Below are 22,532 nucleotides of genomic sequence, written 5' to 3'. Positions count from 1 at the left end.
CAGTACATCTAATGAACCTAGTAATGAAAATAGCGACACAGTGATTCGTTATTGGGAATAGAAATAACAAGGCAATCAAGAAATGAACCCTAAAAAGGGTTGCGCTTAGGGGTCTGAATAAAAAGAAACCCGACAACGGTCGGGTTTCTTTTAACGGTAAGTAAAGAGCGAAAGCAATGCAATTACATCACACACTCTTGTGCCGCTTTGGCTTTCTCTACGCCCTTTTCAATCAAAGAACGATTGTCTTCATTCCCAATCGCAGACATAAATTGGTTCAGCAGTTTTTCCGCGGTGCTTTCTGAGGTTGCATCCACCAAGCAAGCATAGGAATTTGCCACCTTGTCTTGCATGTCCTCAAACACGGCTGCATTCGTCAAATCTGCACTTAGCGCTTCTTCGACCGATGCCGCAAATTCTTTTGCAGACTCAGCTGCACCACCGAAAGCGTCCACGTTCAGTTCGCTGAAATCGACGGAATCGACTTTGTCTTGAATACTATCAACCGCACTATTCGCAGCCTCTTGCGCTTGGTCAATCGCCTTGTTCGCTTCTTCACAACCAGAAAGCGCCAATACAATAGCAACAGAAGCAATTACCTTTTTCATACACATTCGCCTAAATTGGATGGTTCAGTCAGCATTTTAATGCATGTGGTTTCGTAAGATAAAGAAAAACCTTAACGTGCAATACACGCCATTTAACTGTACAAACTCTCATTTCTTACTAATTTTAATTCCTTTTCAATTCATAAATATACATTTTCGCCAAAATAAAAATCGATTAAATTGCCCACAATTAAATACACAAAGCATAGATAATAAGCCAGATATGAATATAAATGCAGCCACATCATCAATATCTCAAAATGGAGACAGAAAGTAATATTCCCATTTTGTGTCTTATAATTGAATAAGCAACTTTGCTACTATGCCGCCAACGTTGGTACTGACAAGGGAAATTCACAACAAAATGAAAAGAATAAGTCTATGTTCACTCATATTATCCATTGTACTTCCCCTTTACTCACACGCTGAAAGCATTGAGACATCAGAGAATGATTTTTTTTATGTTGGCGGAAAGGTTGGATGGACATATTTCGGAAACGGATGCGAAAGTCACAATGTAGAATGTGACAGAGATGCGTTAGGCGCTGGCGCATATTTAGGATATCAATTTCTTCCATGGCTTGCAGTTGAAGGTGGATATGATTATTTCGGTCGTGCAAAAGCTGTATACCCAGCATTAGAAAACAGTAATGTATATGCTCCTTATGAATCTAAAGTTCATGGTGCAGAAATTTCACTTAAAGCAAGCTATCCAATAACCAATAAACTATCTGTATTTGGTAAGGGCGGCTCTCTTTACTGGCACGCGGATAAAACAGGCAGAGAAGCATCTTACTCGGTTAATTCTGACGACAAAGATTTCTCCTTAACGCTCGGCACTGGCCTTGATTATGAAGTGTCTTCAAACCTCACAACAAGGCTTGAATATCAATGGTTTGATAATGTTGGAGGTGAAAATACTGGAGGCTCAGACATCCACTGGCTCACCGTGTCTTTGCAATATCAATTCAAAAAGCCTTCACTCTCGCCGAGCCCAAGCAGAGTGGAACCAGAACCAAGCCCAGAACCAATCATTATAAGCGATGTTGAAGGCAAAGCCCTTTTTCAATTCAACGATTTCTCTCTTACCGAGCACGCTAAAGCGCAGTTGGAACCCATTGTTTCTCACTTAAAAGCAAATCCTTCAGTTGACGTAAAATTAATTGGTCATACCGATAGCAAAGGGGCGTCGGCATACAACCAAACACTCTCAGAATTGCGTGCAAAACAAGTAGCAAAATACTTGGCAGATAGTGGTGTTGATGAGGAACGAATTAGCACGACAGGTCAGGGGGAATCAAACCCTATCGCAAGCAATGAAACTGAATTAGGAAGAGAGAAAAATCGCCGTGTTGAAGTCTTCATTCCTTCTTTCACGACGAATAATTAATAGAGAAACTGAATAATGAATAACAAATACTTTTTTTTAGTGGGTGCATTAATCTTTTCTGGATGCGGAGGAGAAAATAGCGGAATTCCTTCTCAAGGAAAGCCTGTGGATGGCGGTACTCCCGCGCCAATTGATGATGAGCCGCGCCCTGTTACTACATCGTTAAGCAAAATAGGACAATTAATTGTCGGCGACACAGTAGCCGCAGATTACACATGTGATGATTGTAATCGCGGACTGACGACCTATCTTTGGCAGATAGATAGAAACAATGACGGAATATTTGGAAACACAATAGAGGTTGATGGAAAGTTTATCTCTGACCTTTCTGCTACTACTGATAGCATTACAATTGAAAATATTGATGTTGCAAAAAAGGTTCGATTGTCAGTCGTAACTTACAGCGAAAGTGGGAAATATAGCGCGGAAGAACAATATAGCGTCTACGCTCGAAACGCTGTGAATAGTTATTATCCCGGAAGACTATCTGTTGCAGCATTGCGGAACGATGGTACTGCGTTTTCTTGGGGCTCAACGAGCAGTAATGGTCTTGATTTAACCAATGTCAAAAGCGTCGATACGTACCTCGGCGGTAGTAATTTCGCCGCTCTGAAAGAAGACAATACTCTAATATATTGGGGTTTATTGAATGGCACTGAACCCAATGCTGCCGGGGCAGCTGTGTCATTCGGCGCTTTATCCATCTGGAAGCAGGATGGCTCCGTGGTAACACTAGGTGGCAGTAGCTTTGGTGGTGACTCATCGGCCGTAGCCAGTCTACTAACAAGTGGTGTAAAAGAAATAGTCGAAAATCAATACTGCTTTTCTGCGCTCAAAGACAATGGCGATGTCGTGTTTTGGGGCGGATTCCAATGTAGGGTAGAAGGCCCCGCGGAAGGCATTGTTGCTACAGATATTCAAAAAATATATCGCACTTGGAGCAGTATCTTTGCCGGCATAGATTCGTCAGGCGCAGTTAAAAGCTGGGGGAGTATTGATGATGCAAATACTCAGGTGAAGTTTGCGGCCGTCGAGTCACAGGTGCAAAGTGATATGCAAACCATTTCCGCGACTAATAACGCGTTTTCCGTTCTTAAAACAAACGGGCAAGTTGTCTCATGGGGCTTAAGCGGAGGTGGTGGGGATCAGACAGTTCCAAATGATGTTACTGGCGATTTAACAAGTGGCGTGGTTGAAGTTTCAGCAACTCAGGGGGCGTTTGCTGCAAGAAAATCCGATGGAACCATCATCACATGGGGGGCCTCTGGCCAAGGAGGCAATGGAGGTACATTGACAAACATTACCCAAGTCGTTGGCAATACCAGAGCTTTCGCCGCCATCAAAGATGATAAAACTGTCGTAGCATGGGGAAGTAGTTTTCATGGCGGCACTATACCTTCAGATATAGCGAGTCAATTGATTGATGTCGACACCATCTATGCAGCGCCTAATGGATCTGGTTTTGCCGCATTAACATCAAGCGGTAAAATTGTCTCGTGGGGACGCTTCAAAACAGAATATGATGCCATCGCCTCTCAAGTGGCTAGTGATGTTGTTGATGTATTTTCGGGCAGTTTATCTTTTACCGCCATTAAAAAAGATGGATCGATCGTAGTTTGGGGAGATGCTAGCTATGGCGGTGATCCAACTGTTCCTGATGACATTTCAGCGAGCCTTGTTGCCAGCGATGACATTCTCATAGAAACATCACTTTAATATTCAAACAGCCCTATTTGGGCTGTTTCTCTTAGGGTTCAGTAAAAACCTTCTTTGCACAACTCTCCACACCCTGGCTAAATCTGCGTTTTTACTCTAATTTTTACCGTACACATTTTGTTTCTAGCCATGATCAATCTGTTGTTTTGCCAGTTATCACCCGCCGAACTGCACCTCATCACACCTTCATATTCCCCCTTGCGCAACCTCTCCCTTTCAACAAAATTGGTTACATACAGCGAAAAACCACAATAATATCCCGTTTATTGTGATCAAGATCGGCTGATCATGTTTGTCGCTTCCATACACTGGACACCGAAACGTTAACGGCATCTTCATTAATATCATACAAAGCCGTAACGACAACCTGCATCTGCAAATGCAACGTACGAAAAAGAGGGTACCCATGAGTGAAGTGTTATTAGCCATAGCGGCGGGCGCGATTGTTGGATTTTTGTTTAGTGCGATCAAGCTGCCACTGCCTGCACCGCCTGTTATTTCAGGCATCATGGGGATCGTTGGTATCTATCTTGGCGGCATGGCATATCAAACCATCGCTGAGCGATTCTTCTCTTAATACAAAATTCGTCCTTAGGGACATTTGTTCATGCTGAGCATTTCTCAGCTATTTATATTTTACGACGACAGAAAACTCGAGGAGGACTGGTGTCTACAGGGAAGCTACCGCCCGCGGCAGATGGATTACAACTCAACTTTTGTAAAACATTGGCGTGTCGAAACTTTGGATTGAGTGACAAGAAGTTATACCTTCTTCAAGATACCGATCCATCTCGCCCTAGTTTGGTGTGCCGAGAGTGTGGCGCTTTTCCTCCTCTCCTTAACAATCACGCAGTGATGGATGAGTATTTGCGCCTCAAAGCGCAAGATTCAGGTAACCTCGCTGCGTGCAGTACAGAAGGTTGCCCTGCGCATGGTCTCCCTGTGTTAACGCACAGAGAGCACTATCATGCCTTTGGTTACAGTGGTGAACGCCAGCGTTACCGCTGTAAGCATTGCCAATCAACCTTTGTAGATAAATGGTCTAATGCGAACCCGAAAATCGACGTCCAGCAAAAACTACTGGGCTTGTTGTTTACCGGGTATGCCGTCAGAGAGATCTGCCGTAAATTGGCCATCAATCCAAAAACGTTTTACGACCATTTGGATCAGATTGCCGCGCGCTGTCGTAACAAACTCGCCAGTGTGGATGCGCGTTTTCTGCAAATGGCGACAAACACGCCGCTCGCTTCAACGCTGATGCCGCTTCAACCGAAAAGCGACAACGGTGTTATGTGGCTAACGACAGGCGATGCGAAGCACGGTTATATTCTGCTGCAAAACATCAACTACTCTGCCGCAGAAGAAAAGCCTGACCAACTGGCCGATGTGTTTGATGCATCGTCACGCTTAATGCCAGATGCGTTTCACCCGCACAGTGAGATGCATTTAGAAACGAGCAGCGATTTACTGACGCAAGTGAACGACAAATACAAAGAAGTCTTGTCACGAAGCAATGTGGAAGACCCATACACCCGTCCCATTCGCGTGGATTACCCTTCTAAGGGTTGTCTTATTCGCCCGCAATACACGGCGTATGCGCAATATCTTCGCTTGAAAGAGCTGTTGGGATCATGGGATTCATTCACCTTGTATTTGCCACAAGAACCTCTGATGCGTTCTGCCATGATGAGTATTTTCAAAGAAAGGCTCGTGGAACAGACATGTCACCCGATATATGTTGAGCAAAATGCCCATTGGGTTGAGGGTTCTGCAGCCAGTAACATTGACATTATGTTGCTCAGTTGGTGGCGTGATCGTTGGGCGTTTACGCAGGAAGGCGCGGCGGCGAAGGCCATTTGCCATCTAGGACGTGAAACGGGGAATGAAGAAACATGGCTTCAAGAGGCAAGTACGCAGGTTGTTTATCAATATCAAGCGCGCTTCCATCAGCATTTTCGTTCGCTGATTGACGAGCCTAGACGCCGTTTGCGCCCAGGTGGCTTGCTGCCGCTGCTGGATATTTTCCGGGCGTGGAACAATTTATGTAATCAAAACAGCGAGGGGATCACACCTGCACAGGCGCTTGGCCTGACGCGTCACCCTTATACTTTGGCGCATTTATTGGCCTAAAACGGCAAATTTGTTTTGATGACAAAATAAAAAAGCGAGCCCAAAGCTCGCTTTTTTTGCGCTCAAATGAACCTTATTCGTCCGCTTCTGCTTCTGAATAATCTTCTGCAGCACCGCCGCGAGAGGTTGAGCAAAGATTGTAAACCACATGCTTGTGGTTGATCTCTTTCAGATATTTGATCCAGCAAAGAGAGTACTGCGACTCAGCAGCGCGACGACCGTTCACTTCATCAACAAATTTCTGCTGTTCTTCGTCTTGTGGAACCATCGTACCTTCGAACAACGCCTTCATAGTACGGCCACAGGTTTCCAAAAGCTGTGCTTCCTTGATGGTGAAATAACCAGATCGGGCAAAACCTTTTGGAAAATGCTTGTCATCAAAAAACCTTTGACCACTAAACATTATTTAGCTCCTTAGTAAATTTGCGCAATATTCTTCATTAAACCAATAAGGTGTAAAGCAAAATATTGTTGATCTAACGATAAAGAAATTTAATTCACAACTTGCTTTATAGTCACGATTAAAAGCGCTGTCGAGTCTTTAGCGTTAGATAGTTCATGAATTCGATCCGTAAGGTATCTGAGAAAATTAATTTGGTCGATACGTTTGAGAGTAAGCCTTTGTAACAATGTGAAAAACATCAATATATGGCGCAATTCTCGACAAACGCTGCTCATCAAGCATTCAACCATGTTTTAAGACACACAATGTAAACTTTGGACAAAAATGGCTACAGCCCCCATTTTCACTATCCTGACACTGATGACCGTCACGTTCTTATCGTTCAATTCTTTACACGTTTAATAAACCAAGAATGAAGGTGTGATTCTGTTTATGACGATAAAATATTTTAATCAACGGCAATGAATTTTTTCGTTTTATTTATTCTGTCGTCCAGATCTATGCTTGGCGTGAATTCGGTGTCATGGTACTGACACTGTAATTTCATCATAGCGTCACACATGGACGCTACGTTATTTTAGACAAGGACTTAGCCCGTCAGATAATGTCATTCATGACAGATAGGCACAGTGAAAAGTAACTCGAACAGGAACAAGGTAAATAAAATGGCCAAGTGGGAACAGTGGCTGAAAAACGACACTAACAAAAAAGAAAAGTTTAATTCGAAGTTCAACGACGAATTCGACGACCGTCCTCAACAACGTGCGAAAAAGGAACGCCGCAAGGCACGTCCAAGTCGCGCATCATCCCCTGAGGAATTCCCGTTCGATTGATGAAACGAAAAAAGCCAGCGATGTAGAACATCTCTGGCTTTAGTTTTTCTAGGGTACTTCCTAGCTATTGCTGTTTAGAAGAACACCCCGTAGCTGTAACCTGTCAGCACCGCCATGCCAAGCACGACCATCAAGAACGCCATGATCATTTGGTTGCGGAACAGTGATTTCAGCAAAATCACTTCTGTTAAACTCGCACCTGCACTGCCGATGACCAGTGCCATGATGGCGCCCATGCTCATGCCTTTTGCCGCTAATGGTGCACTTAGCAAGATGACCGCTTCCGCGCGAATGTAGAGTGGAATGCCCACAATCGCCGCGAAGGGAATGGCAAAAGGATTATCGTTACCTGCATAAGAAGCGATCCAATCTGTTGGAACGGCACCATAAATCAGGGAACCAATGCCTACACCGACCAAGATGTACGGCAACGCCTTTTTGAAATCTTTCCAAACGCCCTGCCAAATTTTCAGCCATTTGTTCACGGGTTTTGCATTGCCAGAGCATGACGTGCCGCAGCCAGCATTGCTTGCTTCAGGTTCAACGTGCGCCTCTTCTTTCACGTATTTTTCAAACCCAAGCTTCTCTAGCATATAGCCACCGACAACCGACACGGTTAACGCCGATGCAAAGTAGTACACCGTCACTTCAAGCCCAAAGGTTACCGCAAAGAGACCGATGATCATCGGGTTCAACAATGGGCTTGCTAACAAGAACACCATCATGGTGCCAAAACCTGCCTGTGCGCGAATCAGCCCCTTTAGGAAAGGAATGGTTGAGCACGAGCAAAACGGCGTGATTGCGCCCAAGAACGCAGCCATGAAATAGCCTTTACCGTTCTTACTGCTCAGGATGTTGCGAATGCGCGCTGGCGGAATGTACATCTGCAGTACGCCCACCAAGTAGCTAATCGCTAAAAACAAAAGGGTAATTTCCACCGCGAGGAACGCGAACATACCGAGGGTGGAACTAATGATGTCTGTATTCATGATAATCTTCTTTAATCTATATTTCTGGAATAATCGAAATATAGATTTATCAGGCGACGAGATCAAGATATTTCTGGTATTATCGAAATATAAATTTTTCGGAGACAGGTTTTATGGAACTGGACGCAGTAGCAAAAGCATTGAAAGAACTGGGACATCCGACCCGTTTAACCATTTTTAGACGCCTAGTACGCGCTGGGCATAACGGCATTGCCGTGGGGGATGTTCAAGACGATCTCAGCATTCCCGGCTCTACCCTCTCCCACCACCTCTCCAGCTTGATGTCAGCAGGCTTGATCACGCAGCGTCGCGAAGGACGCGTGTTGTACTGTGTGCCTCAGTTTGAGCAGCTAGAAGCTGTGCTGGCGTTTTTGCGGGATGAGTGCTGTGTGGATGAATCGTCAGCAAGCTGACGGTAGATCGCGAGATTAATAGAAACGAGGGACGAGGGACGAGGAAGAGCTGAGGGAGTAGAGAGAATAGAAAGAGCAGATAGAGCAGATAGAGCAGATAGAGCAGATAGAGCAGATAGAGCAGATAGAGCAGATAGAGCAGATAGAGCAGATAGAGCAGATAGAGCAGATCCATGATAAAAGCGGTTAAGATAAAGCAAGTACTACACATGCTATTCGCACGTCACTACTGCTTATTTGAATCCTGAGTTTCTCTTTCGCTTTTGCTCGTCCTGCTTTTTCTGCTCTTCCTCGATTCTCGCAATTTCGCTTTTCGCGTCTAGATCTTAGCTATTCTTCTCTTGCCACTCCGCACCAAACGCGGCGACGCGTTGCTGAACCTCGCGCCATTTCGACGATGCTTTCAGCTCTTTCACTGTGAACTGAGTTTTCTTGAGCAAGGTAGCAGCTTGCGGGACGTCACTGATGGCGAGCTTATCCAATACCTCAATCGATGATTGACGGTTATTGCATAGCAAAAGCATGTCACAGCCTGCGTCTAGTGCTTGCTGGCTGCGTTCTGCTGGGCCACCCATCACTGAGGCACCTTCCATGCTTAAATCGTCTGAGAACACGATACCGTTAAAACCAAGCTGTTTGCGCAAAATGGTTTTTAGCCAGTATGACGAGCCACTTGCTGGTAGCGCGTCATAGTTCGGGTAAATAACGTGTGCAGGCATCATGGCATCCAACACACCCGCATCGATTTGGGCTTTGAAAATCGCCATGTCTTGTTCGAACAGGTCGCTTCGCTCATCGACTGGGCTTTCCACATGCGAATCTGCCAGCACCGCGCCATGACCTGGGAAGTGTTTGCCTGTTGTCGCCATACCCACGTCTTTCATGCCTTGCATGAACGCGGTAGAAAAACGAATCACGGTATTGTTGTCTTCACCAAACGCACGGCTGCCGATCGCTTTACAATCGAAACCACGATCAAGCACAGGGGCAAAACTGATATCAATGTCATGAGCCATCAATTCAGCGGCCATCAACCAGCCTGATTCGCGCGCCATGTTTTCGCCATTCGGCATGTTCGCATAAGACTGCGCAGGCGGGATCAAAGTGAAGTGCTCTCTAAAACGCTGAACGCGGCCGCCTTCCTGATCAACACCAATCAACAACGGACGCTTTGCGGCTTTACGCATAGACGCTGTTAGTGCTGCCAATTGTTCACTGTCATGATAATTACGCGCAAATAAAATCACGCCGCCAACGGTAGGATGTTCCAAAAGCTCGCGATCTTCCGCGTCTAGCTCGTATCCTTCAACATCAACCCACAATGGGCCCATGGTGCTCTCCTGTTTTCGCTGTGTTCGGCAGTTTCTCTGCCCGATAGCGGCTATATTACGCTGATACGCACACAGTAGAAAACCCGAAGCACGAATTTGATATCTGAATTCTTTTCGCTATGAGAGACTTATACCCAAACAACTTGAAGAGTCACAAGATGGGCACTTACATTGGCATCATGTCCGGCACCAGTTTAGATGGCATCGACATTGTCGCTGCAGACTTTACGGCATCAGCACCCACGCTTCTTCACAAAGCGATGTATCCGTTTCCAGATGCGCTCAAAAGCAAACTCATCGGTTTAAGCCAAGGTGAGCCCATTACGCTGGAAGAAATTGGCACCATCGACCACTTTCTTGGAAAAACGTATGCTGAAACCGTGAATCGTTTCCTGACTGAAACGGGGTTAGAAGCGAGCGACATGGCTGCGATTGGTTGTCACGGACAAACCGTGTTCCACAAACCCACGGGACCCATGCCCTTCACCATGCAATTGGGCGATGCCAATCTGATTGCTGCGCTCACAGGCATCACAACCGTGGCGGATTTTAGGCGCAAAGACATGGCGCTTGGTGGTCAAGGTGCGCCGCTTGTGCCAGCTTTTCACCAATCACTCTTTGAAGATGCCACAACCAGCCGCGTCATTTTGAACATTGGCGGCATCGCAAATATTTCAGTCATTGAACCCAATAAGCCCGTTGTGGGTTTTGATACTGGTCCCGGCAATATGCTGATGGACAGTTGGATTCACAAACACCAAGGGAAAGCCTATGACCATGATGGCGCATGGGCAGCATCGGGAACGATCAATCGTTCATTGCTTGAACAAATGCTCTGCGACCCGTATTTCGCTCTGCCTGCCCCCAAAAGCACAGGCCGTGAATTGTTCCACCAGGGTTGGCTAGACGCGCAATTAGCGCAACTGAATGAAACCGTTTCGGCGCAAGACGTGCAAGCCACGCTGTTAGCGTTCACGGCGACCTCCATCGCTAACGACGTGAAAGCCGTTAGCGAAGGGGAATTGCTCGTGTGTGGCGGCGGCGCGCAAAATGCGGCGTTGATGGCTTCACTGCAAGAGTTGTTACCACGTTGGCAGGTAATGCCAACGGATGCCAAAGGCATTGATGGTGATTCCCTCGAAGCGCTGGCGTTTGCATGGCTGGCAAAACAGGCGATGGAAGGTAAACCGGGGAATTTGCCCGAGGTAACGGGCGCGTCTCGACCTTGCCGATTAGGGGCGATTTATTACCCTGACTAACGCTAGCCAGTGAACACCCGCTTCCGAGCACAAAAAAGGGCGTGAATTGTATTCACGCCCTTTCCGTTTTTTAAGCCAAAAGCAAACAACACTCGAAGCTAAGAACCCAGCTTGCGCGAGCGATTCGGCGCCAGCGGCATTTGGTGACTGGTTCGCTTCATGTAGTTCATGTACTGGTTAAAGCTCAACGCACGTGAGTAGTGAAACCCCTGCGCAATATCGACACCATAACGTTTCAGCACAGACGCTGTCTCGAGGTCTTCTACCCCTTCCGCAACCACCATCAAGCCCAGTGATTTCGCCATTTCCGTAGTAGCTCGGACAATGTTCTGTTTACGTGGACTGCTTGTCAGGGAATGAATAAAGCTTCTGTCGATTTTCAATTCCGTAAACGGCAATTGTGAAAGGTACGTCAGAGAGGAATACCCCGTCCCATAGTCATCAATCGAGACTTCAATATCACGCTGTGACAACTTATCTATCACTTCATGCAAGCGCTCATAATCAGACACCATGGTTGATTCGGTCAGCTCCAAGGAAAGTAACCCTGTTGGTACGCTGTAAGAATCGGCAATATCGGCAATGCGATCAACCAAGTTAGGAATAGCAATGTCAGTGGCGCTCACGTTGATCGACAAACGGCGATTGAAGCCTTGATCCATCAGCTTACTTTGCTGGAAGAAGGCACGGCGAATCACCCACATGGTGAGGTCGTTGATCATGCCGACTTCTTCCGCCAGTTTGACGAACACTTCCGGAGAGATTTGGCCAAACTTGGGATGATCCCAGCGAAGCAGCACTTCTGAACCATGAATCGACCCTGTACGCAAATCCACCTGAGGCTGGTGATAAAGCGCTAAGGTGTCGTTATCAATCGCTTTTTTCAGATCCGCCACCAAAGACATGTTCATGGTGCGGTTGAAATTTTTCAGCGAATCGTACGCGTTCATTTTCTTGTCGCAAGGGTTGCTGTCTTCTACCGCTTGGAAGGATTTATTGATCAGCAAGTCTGCATTCTTGCCGTCTTTCGGGAAACAACTCGTGCCCACTGAGCCTTGAATACGAATACCAAAGGCGTTCAATTCAATGTAGCTGTCCACTTCATCAAGCATGGTAGAGACAAGCAGTTTTACTTTTTCCGCGTCCGTAGAAAGGATGATAAATCCGAACTTGCCTTCCTTTAGACTCGCCAGACGATGATGTTTGTCAAAGGTCGTTTCCAACACACTCACGTTGTCACTATCAAGGGCGCTGCGTAAGCGCGAGCAAATCTCGCCGACGAAGTAGCGTTTTTCATCTTCCGACATGTAGAGCGATAAGCTTGAGAAGCGATCAATCTGGAAACAACAGAGGGTAAATTCGCGGTTTCTTGAAATCAGGTTGGACACCGCAAACGACATCACGTTGAGGTTTGGCAGTAATGAGGTTTCATCATGCGTCAGTTGATATACCGATTCACGACGTTGCTGTCGAAAACGTTCACCTAGGGCAAGTGCCATAAACAGCACGGCGAGTACCGTACCCATCATGAAGGCATAACGGCTGAACAAGGTGTATTCGATCACGCCTGTCGCCAATAGCGGCGGGAACACGCCCGCAATCACCAGCGGCAACCACGACATGATAAACATGCGTCCCCAGTTATGGCCTTTCTGCCAACGTACCCACACCAGCGTACCAATGAGCCCATAAAACATCGGCTGCATGGCAATCAAGAACGTACCGGCAATGTGCTCTGGCAAGAACAAAGACAAACACATTAAGCCCGCCAACACCCACAATCCGTAGTGAACAACTTGGCGCAGCAGTGAGTTGGATTTGTGTACGCGTAGATAAAGGTGCGCGAATAACAAAGAGAACCAAAACAGCCCGAAGGTCAGTGCGACAATATTATTACTGAGGAAAAGTTGAACGCTTGAAGGGAAGAGATAAATACCAAACCCGTGAATCGCCCCTAATTGAAGCAACGCCGTGAGAACATAGCCCACGTATACTGCATAAACCCGCTCTTTCAGGGAGACATACACCGCGGCCGTGTATATTGCCACTAACAACATGATGGCAATAAATCCGCCCCAAAGGGTGTGAAGAAGCTGGGTGAGTAAATGAAATTCGTTTTGTTCTAGGATCCAAATCGGCATCACAGGAATACCGGTAGAATACACCTGCATGTATAGGGTGGTGTGTTCAAAACCATCAAGCCCGAAATGAATGGCAGGCGGCATGTCGCCCATTCTGTATTCTCGCTGGCTGCTGTCGCCTAACGACCATTGTTGGGTTTCGGTGCCTTCTACATTGAATTGGTAAATGCTCAGACGATCAATCATCGGCGTATCAAAATACAACGACAAGTGACGATGTTCGGAAAGGAGGTTGTCGATTTCTAGCTTGATCCAGTAAGATTTCTTACCCAACTGCCAAGGAATTTCTTTTGGATCGTCAATGTCTCTGAAAATGGCGGCTTTTCGGACATAACTCAATACATGGCTGTTTGAACTGTCTATAAAGTAACTATATGCAACATTGAGATCTTTCCCTTGGGACGTTAACGCTGGAAAGAAGTTGATATATCGAACGCCTGCTGCAACACATATCAATACAACAAACAACGTCGATGCTATCCATAACATCTTGTTTGGAACAAGCGATTGAAATTTCATCTAGCCACCCTGACAGATAATTATCGGCCTTCCCAACAAACATAACTGCCCCGTGCGGCCAACAAACCACATGAACAAGGCAACCTTTCTGGGAAAACCAACCGAACTCTGTACCTAACCGCTCTACTCTTTTTTTATTCAAACTTTTTTAAAAAGCCTGTTTGAATGAGTTTCAGCGAAAATGATTGTCCTACCGTGTATCCGCGCTTTACACCGCTATATTTTAATCTAGATACGAATGACTATTTTTACAAACACAGCATAGGCTTGACGTAAAAAGTTCACTAAAAAAGGTGAAAAGCGTGACTGAACACATGCCAGTCACATGAACATTTGTTCATAGGAGGGGTTCAACGTACACTGTTTGCGTTAAATCTTTTCAGGATATCCCCATGAACACGACCCGCACATTGAGTAGCAACTTCGAAAGCTTGCTTGATGACACTAACCTGCTCACTGAAATTGCCATTCTTTATTATCAGCAAAATGCCACGCAGGAAGAAATATCGAAAAAGTTCGGTATTAGCCGTGCGAAAGTGAGTCGTCTTCTCCGCCGAGCACGTGAAGAAGGCATTGTTGAAATCAGTGTGAAGTTTCACCCTGTTCACAGTGCGCAACTCGAACAACGTTTAATGGCGTGTTTCTCTCTCAAACGTGCCTTGATTGCACTTGATCAACCGAGCGTTCAAGAACAACGCACACAAGTTGCAACGCTCGTTTCCTCTTTCATTGATGGCAACTTGCAAGACGGCATGGTGGTGGCGGTTGGACAGGGTCAAAACGTGGCAGCAGTGGCGGATCACCCCGGCATTGTTTCTCACCGTAATGCGCGGTTCGTTTGTGCCATTGGCGGCACACACCGCAGCGGTGACATCATTAACGCTGACCACATTTGCCGTCGCCTTGCGAAGAAGTTTGGGGGAAGCAGTGAAACCCTCTATGCCCCTGCATACGTTGATACCCCTGAAATTCGTGATGTTTTTCTGAATCATCCCAACATCAATGAAACCTTAAATCAGGCACGAAAAGCCGAGTTCGCCTTGGTGGGTATTGGTGACATGGATGAAAACAGCCACATGGTGAAGTTGGGCTGCTTTTCTGCAAAAGAGTTTGTCGAGGCGCGCGTGAATGATGGCATTGTCGGCGATATCGGCGGCTTTGATTTCTTCAAATTGGACGGTAGCCGCGCCAATACATTGATGCGAGACCGTGTTGTTGGCTTAGAAATGAGCGACTTAACACGTATTCCAAATGTGATTGCAATGGCGAGTGAAAGCCGTAAGGCACTGTCCATATTAGGCGCATTGAAAACAGGCACCATTGATGTGCTTGCAACCAGTGCAAGTTGTGCCATGGCACTGCTAAATATGGTCGATAATGAATAACGCTGAGCACCATTCTCGCCCCATTTCATTAGGTGTCTAGCCCAAAACAGCCAAGACAAAAATGAAAAGCCGTTACCAAAAAGAGAAAATCAGTGCGGTGTGTTGCAGCAACCACAGAGCGTTAGCGCGCTTCCAGAAATGGAACTAAGACTCTGTCACACATTCAACACAATCCGTTACTACGTGAAAAGCGTGTGAGATCGAAGTGAGATTTATCCGATCAGATCGTTGACTTTATCGCGTAAAAACACAAATATGACCCTATCATTTGCTCATGCTTGATACATTTGTTCATCCAAACGTCTACAGCCTTGTAGACTGCGGGTTACAGGAGCACTGAGCACCTACTGGTAGCGTCGCTGCCATAGTGAAACTCAAGACAAAAAAGGTTTAAAAGATGAGCACGAAATTGGAACAACTACGCAAGCTCACAACAGTCGTCGCTGACACGGGTGATATTGATGCGATTGCGAAATATCAGCCACAAGATGCCACCACGAATCCTTCTCTTATTCTTAAAGCTGCCGACATCCCAGAATATGCGCCTTTGATTGACGACGCGATCGCTTACGCGAAAGCAATGAGTCAAGACATTGAGCAGCAAGTTGCTGACGCAGGCGATCGCCTTGCAGTGAACATCGGTAAAGAAATCCTTAACGTGATTCCAGGTCGCATCTCAACAGAAGTTGACGCACGTTTGTCTTACGATTTCGAAGGCAGCGTGGCGAAAGCGCGCAAACTGATCAGCATGTACAACGAAGCAGGTATCAGCAACGATCGCATCCTGATCAAGCTGGCATCAACGTGGGAAGGTATCCGTGCTGCTGAAGTGCTAGAGAAAGAAGGCATCAACTGTAACCTGACACTGTTGTTCTCATTTGCTCAAGCACGTGCATGCGCGGAAGCAGGTGTTTACCTTATTTCTCCTTTCGTTGGTCGCATCATGGACTGGTACAAAGCTGCCGAAGGCCGTGACTTTGCACCTGCAGAAGACCCAGGCGTGTTGTCTGTTACTAAAATTTACGATTACTACAAAACCCACGGTTACGACACTGTCGTCATGGGTGCAAGCTTCCGTAACACCGGCGAAATCTTGGAACTGGCCGGTTGTGACCGCCTAACCATCAGTCCGCAACTGCTTCAAGAGCTGTCTGATGCAGAAGGTGAAGTGGTTCAGAAACTGTCTGATGACGTAGAAGTTCAACAACGTCCAGCGGCAATGACCCATGCTGAGTTCTTGTGGGAACACAACCAAGATCCAATGGCCGTTGAGAAACTGGCAGAAGGTATTCGCAACTTCGCTGTCGACCAAGGCAAGCTAGAAGTGACCATTCGCGAGAAACTTTAAATCTAACAAAAGACATTTTCGAGAGCGGCTATTGCCGCTCTCTTATTTCTTATATCATTCTGTTGATTGATATCAGGTCTGAAATTCATAGTTAAGGTAAGCCCAAGATGGAACGTAAAACCCTTGCCAATGCGATCCGTGCGCTAAGCATGGACGGTGTACAACAAGCAAACTCTGGTCATCCAGGTGCCCCAATGGGTATGGCTGACATCGCCGAAGTACTGTGGCGTGACCACATGAATCACAACCCACAAAACCCTGAGTGGGCGGACCGCGACCGTTTCGTTCTGTCGAACGGCCACGGCTCAATGCTGATTTACTCTCTGCTTCACCTCACCGGTTACGATCTGTCGATTGACGATCTGAAAAACTTCCGTCAACTGCATTCAAAAACCCCAGGTCACCCTGAATACGGTTATGCACCAGGCATCGAGACCACCACWGGTCCACTTGGCCAAGGCATCACCAATGCGGTAGGCATGGCGATGGCAGAGAAATCTCTGGCCGCGCAATTTAACCGTGAAGGCCACGACATCGTTGACCACAACACCTACGTGTTCTTGGGCGACGGTTGTTTGATGGAAGGCATTTCTCACGAAGCCTGTTCACTGGCGGGTACGCTAGGTTTGGGCAAGCTGGTCGCATTCTGGGATGACAACGGTATCTCTATCGACGGTCACGTAGAAGGCTGGTTCACTGACGACACGCCTAAGCGCTTCGAAGCGTACGGCTGGCATGTTATCCCAGCTGTTGATGGTCACGATGCTGACGCAATCAATGCCGCTATCGCTGCTGCAAAAGCAGAAACAGGCCGTCCTACTTTGATTTGTACCAAAACCGTTATCGGTTTCGGTTCACCAAACAAAGCAGGCACACACGATTGTCACGGCGCACCATTGGGCGCAGATGAAATCGCAGCAACCCGTCAACAACTAGGATGGGAACATGGCCCGTTTGAAATCCCGCAAGACATCTATTCAGCGTGGTCTGCGAAAGATGCAGGCGCAACGAAGGAAGCTGCGTGGAACGAGAAATTGGCTGCGTATGAATCTGCTCACCCAGAACTTGCCGCAGAATTCAAACGCCGCGTAAACGGCGACTTGCCTGCAGAATGGGAAGCGAAAGCCAACCAAATCATTGCTGACCTGCAAGCAAACCCTGCAAACATTGCATCACGTAAAGCGTCTCAAAACGCGCTAGAAGCGTTTGGCGCGATGCTCCCTGAGTTCATGGGCGGCTCTGCTGACCTTGCGCCTTCAAACCTGACCATGTGGTCTGGTTCGAAAGCGGTAACGGCTGACGATGCGTCAGGCAACTACGTTCACTACGGTGTGCGTGAGTTCGGTATGACAGCGATCATCAACGGTATCGCTCTGCACGGTGGTTTCGTGCCTTACGGCGCAACCTTCCTGATGTTCATGGAATACGCACGTAACGCAATGCGCATGGCTGCATTGATGAAGGTTCAAAACATTCAGGTTTACACTCACGATTCAATCGGTCTGGGTGAAGATGGTCCAACACACCAGCCTGTTGAACAAATTTCTTCACTGCGCCTAACGCCAAACATGAGCACATGGCGCCCGTGTGACCAAGTAGAATCTGCGGTTGCATGGAAACTGGCTATCGAGCGTAAAGACGGCCCAACGTCGCTGATCTTCTCTCGTCAGAACTTGGCACAACAAGCCCGTGATGCAGAGCAAGTTGCGAACATTGCTAAGGGTGGCTACATCCTAAAAGACAGCATTGGCCAACCAGAGTTGATCCTTATCGCAACAGGCTCTGAAGTGGAACTTGCAGTTGAAGCAGCAACGAAACTGACGGCTGACGGCATTCAAGTGCGCGTTGTTTCCATGCCTGCAACTGACGTGTTCGACAAACAAGACGCTGCGTATCGCGAGTCAGTGCTTCCTTCAGACGTGACTGCGCGTGTTGCGATTGAAGCGGGTATTGCTGACTTCTGGTACAAGTACGTGGGCTTCGACGGTCGTATCATCGGTATGCACACCTTCGGCGAATCTGCACCTGCAGGTGAGCTGTTCAAGATGTTCGGTTTCACCGTTGAAAACGTGGTTGAAACGGCGAAAGAGTTGGTTGAGTAACCCTACTTTCCCCTCAATTACAACACGTTTTTGATGCTTAAAACCCGCTGAAAAGCGGGTTTTTTATTACCTGCAAACCACCCAAAGAACGCCGATTGCAATTTATTTCTCTTTAAATACAAACACTAAAACACGTAAATCCTACCGAGAAACCAAAACTATCCCACTCTGATAATTTTTGTGCCTCGTGCTCAAAACCCTCTCTCCTTAGACTGGCTACAAATCAAAGGTAAGGAGTTGCGAGATGACAACAGCAGACACAAAAACAGCTAGCCAAGAATACATCGAATGGAATGTCGATCTGTCAGTACCCATTACCGTTTCTGGTGGTTCATTGCCTTTCTCAGATACCCCGATGGTCGGTGTGAAACGCATGATGTTTGAACGTCGAGGTGATGAAATAGCGAGACGCGCAACGTCATGTGTTCGCTATGCGCAAGGCAGTTCATTTAAACCTCACAGCCACCCTGGCGGTGAAGAGTATATTGTTCTGGACGGCACATTTTCCGATCACAACGGTGATTTCACCAAAGGTTGGTATGTGCGTAATCCTGTCGGCTCGACCCATGCCCCTTTTACCAAAGAAGGCTGCGAGATATTCGTGAAGCTTTCCCAAGTGCCATCTAACGAGCCTGATTACTTCTACCTCAATACGCATGAAGCAGACTGGAAAACCATTGAAGATAAGCATTTGCAACTTCAACTGTGGCAATCAGACATCGAAAACACGACGTTAAATCAGTTTAAAGCTGGCTATACCTCGACCGTCATCGAACATGACGAAGTGACGGAATTCTTCGTGTTGTCAGGCAAAGCAATCATTAACGACGTTAGCTACGAACACCACTCTTGGATGCGTTTTCCAGCAGGCACCCCAATCACCGTCTCCACGACATTGGGCGCGGTGGTTTACCAAAAAATTGGGTCAGGCGAAGTCCGCATCTAGACGCCAAAAATCTCACAGGAACAACACCATAACGACCGAGAAGACTCGGATAAGGAAACGTCATGTCCTCAGAAAATACCATTACCATCTATGAAACCACAGGCTTCCCTAACCCTGCGCGTATTCGTGCAGCATTGGCAGAGAAAAATGCGCTTAATCAAGCGACATTCATTGAAGTGGATGTGATGAATCTTGAGCACAGAACCGAACAATTCTATGCCAAGAATCCGACAGGAACCGTGCCTGTACTTCGCACACTAGAAGGTGAATACATCTCTGAATCTACGGCAATCACTGAATACATTGATGCGCTTTTTGATGGTCCATCGCTCACAGGAACAACACCGTTAGAGCGCGGGATGATCCATATGATGCAACGCAGAGCAGAATCCATGGTGATGGATGCGGTTGCGACCTACTTCCACCACGCGACCGATGGCTTGGGTCCAACGCTAGAAACTTATCAGTGTACAGAATGGGGCAACCACCAGAAGCATCGCGCGCTCGCCGGATTTGCGTATTTCAATACGCTGTTGGAAAACAATCTATATGTCGCTGCAAGTACCTTTTCAATGGCAGACATCACCCTCTTTTATGGGCTAGCGTTTGCTGAATTTGCAGGTCTTCAGATTCCAAGTGAATTAACCAACCTTATCGCGTGGCGAGAAACGATGTCTAAAAGAGACTGTTTTTCAACAAACTAATGAAGGAGTGAGATCATGAAAGTACAACCTTTTTTTCATGTGGAAACGGGCTCACTCACTTATGTTGTTTCAGACAGTGGGTTCGCACTCATTGTCGACCCCGTTCTCGACTATCGTGACGGCGAAATTTCTTACGCACATGTTGATTCAGTGTTGAATTATATCAAGCGAAAAGGTCTTGATTTACGCCTTGTATTAGAGACGCATATTCACGCCGATCACCTATCAGCATCCCAGTATGTCAAGGACATCACGGGCGCTAAATCAGTGATAAGCGCGAAGATAAAAGAGGTCTTTGACCAATGGAAAACAAAGCTGAACCTGAAAAACGTTGCGCACTTCGATTTTTTTGTCGATGGCCATTCTCGGATTCCATTTGGCTCAAAAATGATCGAAGTGATCGAAACACCGGGACACACCCCCGCTTGTATCACATATAAAATTGGTGATCACATCTTTGTCGGTGACACACTTTTTGCTCCCGACAAAGGAACATCAAGGGCAGATTTTCCAGGCGGTAGTGCAGAAGACTTGTTTCATTCGATAAAGAAGCTTTATCAACTGCCGAGTGAGACCAACGTTTATCTTTGCCATGATTACCCACCATTGGGTACGCCACCAACAACGTGTACAAAGTTAGATTGGCAAAAGCGAAGGAACGTCATGATTAAACAAAACACTTCTTTGAAAGAATATGTCTTTACGCGAGATAGACGAGACAGTTCTCTCATGGAACCAAAGCTATTGAATATCGCGATTCCGTTTAACCTTACTTTCCTCCTGCCAACCAAACGTTAAAACACAAAAAAGGGACTCATCATGCATGAGCCCCTCTTTTAAAACATTGAGTAAAGCACGACGTATTCACGCAGAAGACAATAACCAATTCCTAAAGACATCAATTTGTTCACTCTGCACTTCATCGAGTCTCCACACCATGAAATAGCAAAATCGAGATCGATATTGATACTTTTTCACATCAAAAGGACAAATTAACTCCCCTGATTTCAACTCATCTTCTATCAATCTGCTTCTGCCCAACGCAAGGCCATTTCCCCTTCGTGCTAGCTCAGTCACACTGGCGAAATCGTTGATTTTCAATCCATGCAGTTTTTTGGGGAGAGCAACGTCAACGCAATCTGACCATTCTTGCCAAGAAGGATAGCCACTGCTGGAAGGCACCGAATGATCATGAAGTAGAGGAATATCATTTAATAGGTCGGGAGGCACGTCGCTTAGACCATGCTTTTCTGCAAAATCTGGTGAGCAGACAGGGAACACATCTTCAAACATTAAGTGTTGCGCACACATTCCTTCCCACTGACCAAGTCCATAACGTATACCAACATCGATACTTTGATCGGCGTAATCAACTAACGATACGTTTGTTTCCACCAGAATATCGATATCATCATGTTGCATTTGATATTGGTTGATCCTAGTAAGTAGCCACTTAGACGCGATGGAAGGACTGGCTGACACCTTGATCACATCGTCTTGAGGTTCATCAAAAAGGTGGTTTAAGCCTCTTCCAATCAGCTCAAATCCGCGATGAATATCAGGGAAGGCGCGTTCTCCCTCATCCGTCAGCGTTAAACGCGATGCACCTGATGTCGCTCGATTGAATAATCGCACATTCAGCCATTCTTCCAACTGCCTAACTTGTTGACCCACTGCGGCCGGCGTGACGTTGAGCTCCTGTGCTGCACCCGCGAAACTGTGATGGCGAGCTGCTGCTTCAAACGCCCTTATCCCGTTGAGATGAGCGATTCTGTTCAATCTCATTTTTTTAGCCCGTTTTTTAGATGCTTCCATCATCTATCCCTTTTGCTCTCAAAACCGAAATGTATCTTTTGCACTGTCATATACCCAAACAACCTGAAGATGCTCGATTTCAGAGGCCATCAGTACGTTCAGTTCAAGGCAAATTCTTGTAGGAATAGTCATTCTATTTCACAGGAATTTAACGATGAAGTGGACGCACTGAGGGCCTCCCTTCGGGCGAGTTTACTGACGCCATGCTCGGTGTTATCCCTTTTTGATGGAGATCACTACATCGGCAAAGGGACGCCTAGATCATAACGTCAGTAAACCTCGCTGAATCCTGCATCTTCAGGTTGTTTGGGTATATAAGGCCTTGAATAGCGACGACTTAAATAAAAGTGTAGATGATCCGATGCGCCAAATAACCCAATTCAAAGACATTTTTACCATCACATGAAACTTTCGAAACTTACTACACAACATCCATACCTCTTCCTTCGATACAACCGAAAAATTAATTAATTATAATTTTCTAAATTAATAATTCATAA

At 46.5% G+C, this 22,532-nt stretch carries 19 protein-coding genes; 13 read left to right on the top strand and 6 right to left on the bottom strand.

Annotation, left to right across the window (positions count from 1 at the left end):
* Positions 1 to 182: 182 nt before the first annotated feature.
* Complete coding sequence (locus EQP46_RS10355) at positions 183 to 608, bottom strand: hypothetical protein (RefSeq protein ID WP_129493571.1); 426 nt, start codon at positions 606 to 608, stop codon at positions 183 to 185.
* 364 nt (positions 609 to 972) lie between these two features.
* On the opposite strand from EQP46_RS10355, the gene EQP46_RS10350 reads away from it, so the two are divergent.
* The 4 genes from EQP46_RS10350 to EQP46_RS10335 all read left to right on the top strand — a co-directional run bounded on the left by EQP46_RS10350 (position 973) and on the right by EQP46_RS10335 (position 5,844).
* The gene (locus EQP46_RS10350; RefSeq protein ID WP_129493570.1) at positions 973 to 1,998 is read left to right on the top strand and encodes an OmpA family protein; all 1,026 of its coding nucleotides are present in this window, start codon (positions 973 to 975) and stop codon (positions 1,996 to 1,998) included.
* A gap of 15 nt (positions 1,999 to 2,013) precedes the next feature.
* On the top strand, positions 2,014 to 3,714 hold the full coding sequence (locus tag EQP46_RS10345; protein ID WP_129493569.1) for an RCC1 domain-containing protein: 1,701 nt from the start codon (positions 2,014 to 2,016) through the stop codon (positions 3,712 to 3,714).
* A 406-nt stretch (positions 3,715 to 4,120) separates the two neighbouring features.
* Complete coding sequence (locus EQP46_RS10340) at positions 4,121 to 4,291, top strand: XapX domain-containing protein (RefSeq protein ID WP_129493568.1); 171 nt, start codon at positions 4,121 to 4,123, stop codon at positions 4,289 to 4,291.
* 89 nt (positions 4,292 to 4,380) lie between these two features.
* Positions 4,381 to 5,844 carry an IS1 family transposase gene (locus EQP46_RS10335; RefSeq protein ID WP_129493567.1) on the top strand — a complete coding sequence of 488 codons (1,464 nt, stop codon included), beginning with the start codon at positions 4,381 to 4,383 and terminating at the stop codon, positions 5,842 to 5,844.
* 73 nt (positions 5,845 to 5,917) lie between these two features.
* Here EQP46_RS10335 and EQP46_RS10330 read toward each other — a convergent pair whose 3' ends face one another.
* Positions 5,918 to 6,247 carry a MaoP family protein gene (locus EQP46_RS10330; RefSeq protein WP_129493566.1) on the bottom strand — a complete coding sequence of 110 codons (330 nt, stop codon included), beginning with the start codon at positions 6,245 to 6,247 and terminating at the stop codon, positions 5,918 to 5,920.
* Positions 6,248 to 6,912: 665 nt separating this feature from the next.
* Between EQP46_RS10330 and EQP46_RS24215 the strand changes: the two genes are divergently transcribed.
* Complete coding sequence (locus tag EQP46_RS24215) at positions 6,913 to 7,080, top strand: hypothetical protein (RefSeq protein WP_167482759.1); 168 nt, start codon at positions 6,913 to 6,915, stop codon at positions 7,078 to 7,080.
* A gap of 74 nt (positions 7,081 to 7,154) precedes the next feature.
* On the opposite strand, the gene EQP46_RS10325 is transcribed toward EQP46_RS24215, so the two are convergent.
* Entirely contained in the window at positions 7,155 to 8,069 is a 915-nt protein-coding gene (locus EQP46_RS10325) for a permease (RefSeq protein ID WP_129493565.1), read from the bottom strand.
* A 113-nt stretch (positions 8,070 to 8,182) separates the two neighbouring features.
* Here EQP46_RS10325 and EQP46_RS10320 point away from each other — a divergent pair, with 113 nt between their 5' ends.
* Entirely contained in the window at positions 8,183 to 8,482 is a 300-nt protein-coding gene (locus EQP46_RS10320; RefSeq protein WP_129493564.1) for an ArsR/SmtB family transcription factor, read from the top strand.
* A gap of 326 nt (positions 8,483 to 8,808) precedes the next feature.
* On the opposite strand, the gene nagZ is transcribed toward EQP46_RS10320, so the two are convergent.
* Complete coding sequence (gene nagZ / locus EQP46_RS10310) at positions 8,809 to 9,813, bottom strand: beta-N-acetylhexosaminidase (protein WP_129493562.1); 1,005 nt, start codon at positions 9,811 to 9,813, stop codon at positions 8,809 to 8,811.
* A gap of 158 nt (positions 9,814 to 9,971) precedes the next feature.
* Here nagZ and EQP46_RS10305 point away from each other — a divergent pair, with 158 nt between their 5' ends.
* A complete protein-coding gene (locus EQP46_RS10305; RefSeq protein ID WP_129493561.1) occupies positions 9,972 to 11,072 on the top strand; it encodes an anhydro-N-acetylmuramic acid kinase in 1,101 nt (366 codons plus the stop codon).
* Between the two features lie 98 nt (positions 11,073 to 11,170).
* Here the strand turns inward: EQP46_RS10305 and EQP46_RS10300 are convergent, their stop codons facing one another.
* A complete protein-coding gene (locus tag EQP46_RS10300) occupies positions 11,171 to 13,732 on the bottom strand; it encodes an EAL domain-containing protein (RefSeq protein WP_129493560.1) in 2,562 nt (853 codons plus the stop codon).
* Positions 13,733 to 14,124: 392 nt separating this feature from the next.
* On the opposite strand from EQP46_RS10300, the gene EQP46_RS10295 reads away from it, so the two are divergent.
* The 6 genes from EQP46_RS10295 to EQP46_RS10270 all read left to right on the top strand — a co-directional run bounded on the left by EQP46_RS10295 (position 14,125) and on the right by EQP46_RS10270 (position 21,015).
* On the top strand, positions 14,125 to 15,117 hold the full coding sequence (locus tag EQP46_RS10295; RefSeq protein WP_129493559.1) for a sugar-binding transcriptional regulator: 993 nt from the start codon (positions 14,125 to 14,127) through the stop codon (positions 15,115 to 15,117).
* A 397-nt stretch (positions 15,118 to 15,514) separates the two neighbouring features.
* On the top strand, positions 15,515 to 16,465 hold the full coding sequence (tal, locus tag EQP46_RS10290) for a transaldolase (RefSeq protein WP_129493558.1): 951 nt from the start codon (positions 15,515 to 15,517) through the stop codon (positions 16,463 to 16,465).
* Positions 16,466 to 16,572: 107 nt separating this feature from the next.
* Entirely contained in the window at positions 16,573 to 18,567 is a 1,995-nt protein-coding gene (tkt, locus tag EQP46_RS10285; RefSeq protein ID WP_129493557.1) for a transketolase, read from the top strand.
* 244 nt (positions 18,568 to 18,811) lie between these two features.
* Entirely contained in the window at positions 18,812 to 19,513 is a 702-nt protein-coding gene (locus EQP46_RS10280) for a cupin domain-containing protein (RefSeq protein WP_129493556.1), read from the top strand.
* Between the two features lie 62 nt (positions 19,514 to 19,575).
* Positions 19,576 to 20,217, top strand: coding sequence for a glutathione S-transferase family protein (locus tag EQP46_RS10275; RefSeq protein WP_129493555.1), 642 nt, complete (start codon positions 19,576 to 19,578; stop codon positions 20,215 to 20,217).
* Between the two features lie 15 nt (positions 20,218 to 20,232).
* A complete protein-coding gene (locus tag EQP46_RS10270) occupies positions 20,233 to 21,015 on the top strand; it encodes an MBL fold metallo-hydrolase (RefSeq protein WP_129493554.1) in 783 nt (260 codons plus the stop codon).
* Positions 21,016 to 21,081: 66 nt separating this feature from the next.
* Here the strand turns inward: EQP46_RS10270 and EQP46_RS10265 are convergent, their stop codons facing one another.
* Entirely contained in the window at positions 21,082 to 22,032 is a 951-nt protein-coding gene (locus EQP46_RS10265; RefSeq protein ID WP_240671699.1) for a LysR substrate-binding domain-containing protein, read from the bottom strand.
* Between the last annotated feature and the right edge of the window lie 500 nt (positions 22,033 to 22,532).

This window comes from Enterovibrio baiacu, assembly GCF_004120195.1.
Taxonomy (GTDB): Bacteria; Pseudomonadota; Gammaproteobacteria; order Enterobacterales; family Vibrionaceae; genus Enterovibrio; species Enterovibrio baiacui.
Note: the sequence above shows the minus strand (reverse complement) of the source record. Positions and strands in the feature narration are given on the sequence as shown.